General features: G+C 63.7%; 5 protein-coding genes and 1 pseudogene. 4 read left to right on the plus strand and 2 right to left on the minus strand.

The window, feature by feature from the left end; all coding sequences use genetic code 11:
• Positions 1-67: 67 nt before the first annotated feature.
• The 4 genes from FGL98_RS24375 (at position 68) to FGL98_RS24395 (ending at position 4394) form a co-directional block, all read left to right on the plus strand.
• Positions 68-364: a hypothetical protein gene (locus FGL98_RS24375; protein WP_222432401.1), complete on the plus strand. Its 297-nt coding sequence runs from the start codon at positions 68-70 to the stop codon at positions 362-364.
• Between the two features lie 313 nt (positions 365-677).
• On the plus strand, positions 678-1340 hold the full coding sequence (locus FGL98_RS24385) for a (2Fe-2S)-binding protein (RefSeq protein WP_246136737.1): 663 nt from the start codon (positions 678-680) through the stop codon (positions 1338-1340).
• Between the two features lie 700 nt (positions 1341-2040).
• Complete coding sequence (locus tag FGL98_RS24390) at positions 2041-3117, plus strand: alpha/beta hydrolase family protein (protein WP_146321391.1); 1077 nt, start codon at positions 2041-2043, stop codon at positions 3115-3117.
• A gap of 32 nt (positions 3118-3149) precedes the next feature.
• On the plus strand, positions 3150-4394 hold the full coding sequence (locus FGL98_RS24395) for an aspartate aminotransferase family protein (RefSeq protein ID WP_246136738.1): 1245 nt from the start codon (positions 3150-3152) through the stop codon (positions 4392-4394).
• Here the strand turns inward: FGL98_RS24395 and FGL98_RS27315 are convergent.
• A complete protein-coding gene (locus tag FGL98_RS27315) occupies positions 4309-4980 on the minus strand; it encodes a DUF6788 family protein (protein WP_425461027.1) in 672 nt (223 codons plus the stop codon). The genes FGL98_RS24395 and FGL98_RS27315 overlap by 86 nt on opposite strands.
• A 30-nt stretch (positions 4981-5010) precedes the next feature.
• A pseudogene (locus tag FGL98_RS24405) lies at positions 5011-5808 on the minus strand (ISL3 family transposase); the annotation flags it as partial.
• Positions 5809-5927 lie beyond the last annotated feature (119 nt).

The raw sequence follows: 5927 nt of genomic DNA on the forward strand, positions 1-5927 counted from the left end.
ACCGGAAGTTCGCACCACAACACCCTTCAGTATTCGTGAACTTCCGGGGTTCCGAGGATGGAGGGACATGAAAGGCGCCCTCGGGCTACGCCCAGTCTACCACTATCGAGAGGACCGGATCCGTGCACACATCCAGCTGTGCTGGCTCGCGCTACTACTGATCCGCGTGGTCGAGAACGCCACCGGTGACACCTGGCGCAACCTGCACGACGAGCTGGACCGGATGCACCTGATCACCCTCGCCACCAGCGACGGGCGCGTGGCACAGCGTTCCGCCACCACGGCAGGACAGCAGGCAATCTTCGCCGCGCTCAGCCTGCCCGAGCCGCCCCGCTTCTTCGACTTCACCACCCACACCGACTGACCACAGGCCCAACGGATCGATCCTGTAGTAACACGACCCCGAACCGCTCCACGCGCGTTTCCGCAGGTCACACCCTGTTTTCGGCGATTCGTGTGCCTCACATCTTCGGAAGTCCGGCCTGGGTGGCGCATCCGCAGGTCCGCAATCGTGGAACGATCGGGGGAGCAGTGGCCCAGAGCGACTTAGCAGCCGAGTTCCCGGCGGCGCCGCGGTCTACGTCGAGCGCGGTCGCGACTGGATCTGTCGCGCGGTTCGCGCGGGTCTGCCCTCGGCAGGGCCAGCCCCATGCTTGGCGTCGGGGTTGGCTGAGGTGATGATTGGCCGCGAGGTCGATGCTGCCTTGATCGACACCGCCGTCCGAGCAGCATTGGGGCAACTTACCCCAGGACAATGTGCATGGCACATCAAGGTACCGGCGGGACGTTATCGCAGAGATGATGCTGCGTCGCGCCCTCGCGTCGGCGTTCCAGTTGGGAGAGACTGCATGAAGACACACGTCATCGTCAACGGAGAGGCACACGATCGGGACGTCGGGCCCCGCCTGCTCCTGTCCGACTTCATTCGGCAGGCTTTGGGACTCACCGGCACCAACGTCGGGTGCGAATACGGCGTGTGCGGGAGTTGTACGGTGCTCCTTGACGGGGAGCCGGTGCGGTCCTGCATCACACTCGCTGTGCAGGTCGACGGCCGGCGGCTCACCACGGTCGAAGGGTTGACCAATGGCGAGGACTTGCACGCGCTCCAGCGTGCCTTCACGGCTTGTCATGGACTGCAGTGCGGCTTCTGTACGCCGGGCTTTCTCATGACACTCCTTCCTGTATACAACCGGGCTAAGCATCTGGAAGCGGACGAGATCCGTGAGGTTATCTCGGGAAACCTTTGCCGGTGCACCGGCTATCAGCAGATCGTCGAGGCGGTGCGGCTCGCGCTCAATGGGGCGGCAGCACTAGCAGAGTCGCCCACCGATGATGGTTGAGGACCGATATCTTCGGAATCCGAGAAGGCAACCAAACCTGTTTCCGGGACATGGCTGTAGCACAGTCCTAGTAAGTGGGGACCATGTGCAGGTGACTGCTAACCCTGACCATGGCTCGACCGTCGTGACTGTCTGTGCGCTCGGTACGAGTTGCTGCAGCCTCCTTGCCCCTGCGCCGCTCGCCGTGGGTTCCGTGCGAATTTACTCTCCGCGCGCGTCCATTGGACATGATATGTCGTGCACGCGCCGGTCCCTGGGGGATCTCAGCACCTCGACGGAGGTGGTGCATGCGATGCCATAATCGGGGCACCAGGCTGTGACGGACGATGATAGGGAACCGTCTGCCGGGCCGTTCAACGGTGGTGGCGTTCTCCTGACCAAAATCCCTCTCATAGATCCTCGTGGCGTCAGTGGCGTCTGTTCCTTGCAGGACACGATGAGTTCAGCGAGGCAAGGGGCGGCCGGGCCGCACCCTCAACACGGCTGACAACCGGAATCACTCCGAGGACGCGCGTGGGTGGCTCGTGCCTGGTACGGCATTTGCAAGGTGCACTACGTCGCGGCCGAGACGGACCCAGACCAGTCCTCCATCACGTCGCTCTGTCTGGAGTACCGAACTAAGCCACCGAGAGGTGGATCAACACCGGCCGAGGTGGGCACACCGCCCATCCGGGTTCCAGGAATCCTAAGGAGACAAAAGATGACCAGTTCCGTTGGCGTGATGCGCGCCGAGGAAGAGATGTTGAATTGGGGGCGCCTGTTGATGGACGGCGTTCCCTACTCTGATCTTGCTGCCGCTCATGAACGGGGCGACAACGTATCGTGGTTCGAGCATTGGATGGAGACGGCCGCACAGTACGAGGAGGCAGCGCAGCGCGCGGGCGACACTGGGCATCGACATACTGCGGGTGAGCTGTTCGTGACTGCGGCGCTGTGCGCACAATACGCACAGTTTCTCTGGTTTGGCGAGGACCGGGCAGCAGGCCAGCAGCGCAAGGTCGAGCTGTATACCAAGGCGGCTTCGTACCTGGAACCACCGGCAGAGCGGTTCGATCTGCCCATCGATGACGTGACGATCCCCGGGTACCTGCGCGTTCCAGCGGGCAAGGGTCCGTGGCCGTGCGCCGTTCTGATCGGTGGGTTGGAGTCCACCAAGGAAGAGAGCTACCGATTCGAGGAGCTGCTGCTCGCCCGGGGTGTCGCCACTGCGACCTTCGACGGCCCAGGACAGGGTGAGATGTTGGCGGGCACCCCAGCGAGAGGCGACTTTGAGCGCTACACATCGCGGGTGGTGGACTTTCTCGTCGATGATCCCCGGCTGAATGCGAAACGGCTGGCAGTGGTCGGTCGGAGCGCTGGGGGGCACTACGCCTTGCGTAGCGCGAGCCTGGACTCGCGCTTCGTCGCCTGTGTCTCCTGGGGAGGGTATGTGAACTTCGGCAATTGGGAAGGCCGAGGGCCCCTAGCTAAGGAGTCGTGGCGTTACGTTAGCAAGTCTGCCGATATGGAGGAGGCGCGCTTGTTTGTTGAGAAGTGCTTGGACACTCGCCCGGTGTTGAATGAACTCCGGGTGCCAACTTATTTCCTCCACGGTGCGCTGGACTTTGTCCCAGTGTCTCAGGCGGAGGTACTCAAAGAGTACGCCGTCAATGCGGACCTCACGGTGGTGGTCGAGCCTGCGGGTGACCATTGCTGCCACAATCTCGGCCCGAGGCCGAGGCTGACGATGGCCGACTGGGTCGCCGACCAGTTGGGTGCCGGAGGCGTAGCGAAGTGACCCGAATCGAGGAGGACGCTCCGGTGGTTGCGATGGATGCGAGAGACTGGGCGGATATCCGGGAGCGCCAGGCGCTCGTATACCCGGGCGGCGTCGGGCGCTCAAGCGGCTACCTCGGTCGGCCCGCTCCAACACTGGTCAGAGGCAAGGGATACTACGTATGGGACGCCGAAGGCTCACAAAAGGTCGACCTCAGCAACAACTTCACGACCTTGGTGCACGGCCATGCTCACCGCGAGGTGACCGCCGCTGCCGTTCGGGCCCTCGAGAACGGTGCCTGCTTCGGCTTGCCCAACTCAGACGAGGTGCGGCACGCCGAAGTCTTACTGGAGCGGGTACCTTGGTGCGATTACGTTCGCTACACCAGCACCGGTACCGAAGCAACGATGACCGCCGTGCGAATGGCTCGAGCGATCTCCGGGCGTGACAAGATTCTCGGCCTTTCGCCGAGCTACCATGGGATGGGCGATGCGCTGCTGTCCATGATCGGCATGACTGCTGGTGTACCGCGGGGTGTTTCGGACGACGTTCTACTCGTTGCCCCGGACGATCGGCATGCCCTCGTCGAGGCCTTCGCCCAGCACGGCGACACGATCGCGGCCGTCGTATTGGATTTGATGCCGATGTCTGCTGGCGGCCGACCCTTGAGCCCGGCATTCGTCGCCTCGGTGGCGTCACTTGCCCAGCAGCACGGAGCGCTCCTGGTCGTTGACGAAGTGATCTCGTTCCGGCTGGCCGTCCAAGGCTTCGCCAACGCCGTCTACGGCCTCCTCCCGGATCTCCTGGTGACCGGCAAAGCCATCGGAGGTGGCCTCCCGATAGGCGCCATCCTGGGGCGCCGCGACGTCATGGGAATACTCGACTCATCCAAGCCGCGCTCGATCTTCCATGGTGGCACATTCACCGGGAATCCCGTCACGATGTCTGCCGGCTACGCGGCGATGAAGCTCTTCCAGGTCGATGAGGTCGGCCGGCTCAATGCGCTCGGTGAGCGACTGCGAAACGGTCTGAGTAAGACAGGCGAGCCGTTTGGCTGGACCGCTAACGGCTACGGATCAGTGGTGCGGCTCGAACCCCGCAGTCAAGAACCGGATGAGCGACTGAGGCAGCTGTTCTGGATCGCCTTCGAGGAAGGCGTTGCACTGGCACCCAGCGGTACGCTCTGCGTGTCGACCCCCATGGACGATACGGTCATTGATTCGCTGGTCGAACGCATGTCGCGGTGCTTCCACAGACTTGGAAGTAGCCCTGAATCCACCGATGGGTTGGGAGAGTGAGCGTCGTCGAGCGAGGTGCCGTTGCGTATTGGGAGGGTTCGACTGCTTCAACCCGTTTTCCGCACTCCTGGATCAGCTTTCGGCCCCACGCTTCGGCGTCCTCGAGCGCACCGAAGGCCAGTGTCTCGAGCTCGTGGACAAGGTGGTGTAGCCGGGCGGCGTTGTCGAGGCAGGGCTGGTAACGGTCGAGCTGTGCTCGGCTGAGGGTTCGGGTTGTGGCCTTGCCGTTGATCTTTCGGGTCCAGTGCAGGTAGGGCTCGTGGAGCTGTGGCGGGTCGGCGCGGCACCGGCAGCGGGGGTTGCCGCAGTGCATCATGCGAGAGGTAACGCTGCCGGGTAGGGCGAAGTCGATCTGGGCGAGCTCGGCCCGCGAGGCATTGCTGCGCGCGCGACATCGCGGCAATGCTGGCTGGTCGGGGTGTGGCCATTGGGAGTCCGGTACAGTCGGCGTGTAGCTGCCGTAGGCTCTCTTTCCGTAGACCGAAGTTACGTGGCGCGTGAGTAGGGGTTTGCTGGGTTGACCTGCAGGAATGCCTGTTTCGAAGGCCTCCGGCGTAGACAGAATGCATGCGTGTTCATCAGACATGCGGAGCGTGAACGCGACTAATGTGGCTCTTCAGAATCCAGGGTGTAGGCGGGGTCTGAATCCTCCGGACTCGAGCAGGGATCGGGCTACGTAGTGGGTCAGGTTGCGGAAGCCGAGGGCGGAGCCACGTAGGTGCTCGAGCCGGCCGTTGATGGCCTCCGTAGGTCCATTCGATGTTCCGGGCCGGTCGAAGTACGCCAGGATGTCCGCGGCGCGGCGTTTGAGGGTGCGCCCCAGGGTTCTCAACTCGGTCAGTTCGGCAGGGACGCCGGCGCTGATCGAGTCGATCAGCGTCTTCAAGGCTGCTCGCCCCTTGGTCCGGTTAGGGTCGCGGTAGGCGGCGATCATTCCTTGGTACACGCCCCAGGTGGCCTCGACCTCGACGTGCTCCTCGACGGCGAATACGGCATCGAGGCGGGCCTGCTGCTTGTTGGTGAGCAGATCGCTGCCGGTGTGCAGGGTTCGCCGCACCCCGTACAGCGGGTCGTCCTTGCGGCCGCGGTGCCCACGTGTGGCCTGCTGAACGCGCTGTCGGCATCGGTCCAATGCGTCACCACCAAGTTGCACTGCATGGAACGGGTCGAGGACGGGAGTCGTGCCCGGGATCTGTTCGACGGCAGCGGTTTTGAAGCCGGTGAACCCGTCCATCGCGACGACCTCGATGCGGTCGCGCCACTCGCCGGGTCGGTCTTGCAGCCACTGGGCGAACACCTGCTTGGAGCGCCCCTCGACCATGTCCAGCAACCGTGCTGGACCCTTCCGGTCGCGGATCGGGGTCAGGTCGATGATCACCGTGACGTACTTGTCACCCTTGCGGGTGTGCCGCCAGTTGGGTCGGCCCGGGGCGCGGTATCCGGATTGCTCCGGGCCCGTTTCCCCGGACCGCCCGCCGAACCCGGCGTGCGATTCTCACCGCACCGGGCTCTCCACGAGAGCATTGTTGTTGG

It is taken from the genome of Leekyejoonella antrihumi (assembly GCF_007845645.1).
In the GTDB taxonomy this organism is placed as follows: Bacteria; Actinomycetota; Actinomycetes; order Actinomycetales; family Dermatophilaceae; genus Leekyejoonella; species Leekyejoonella antrihumi.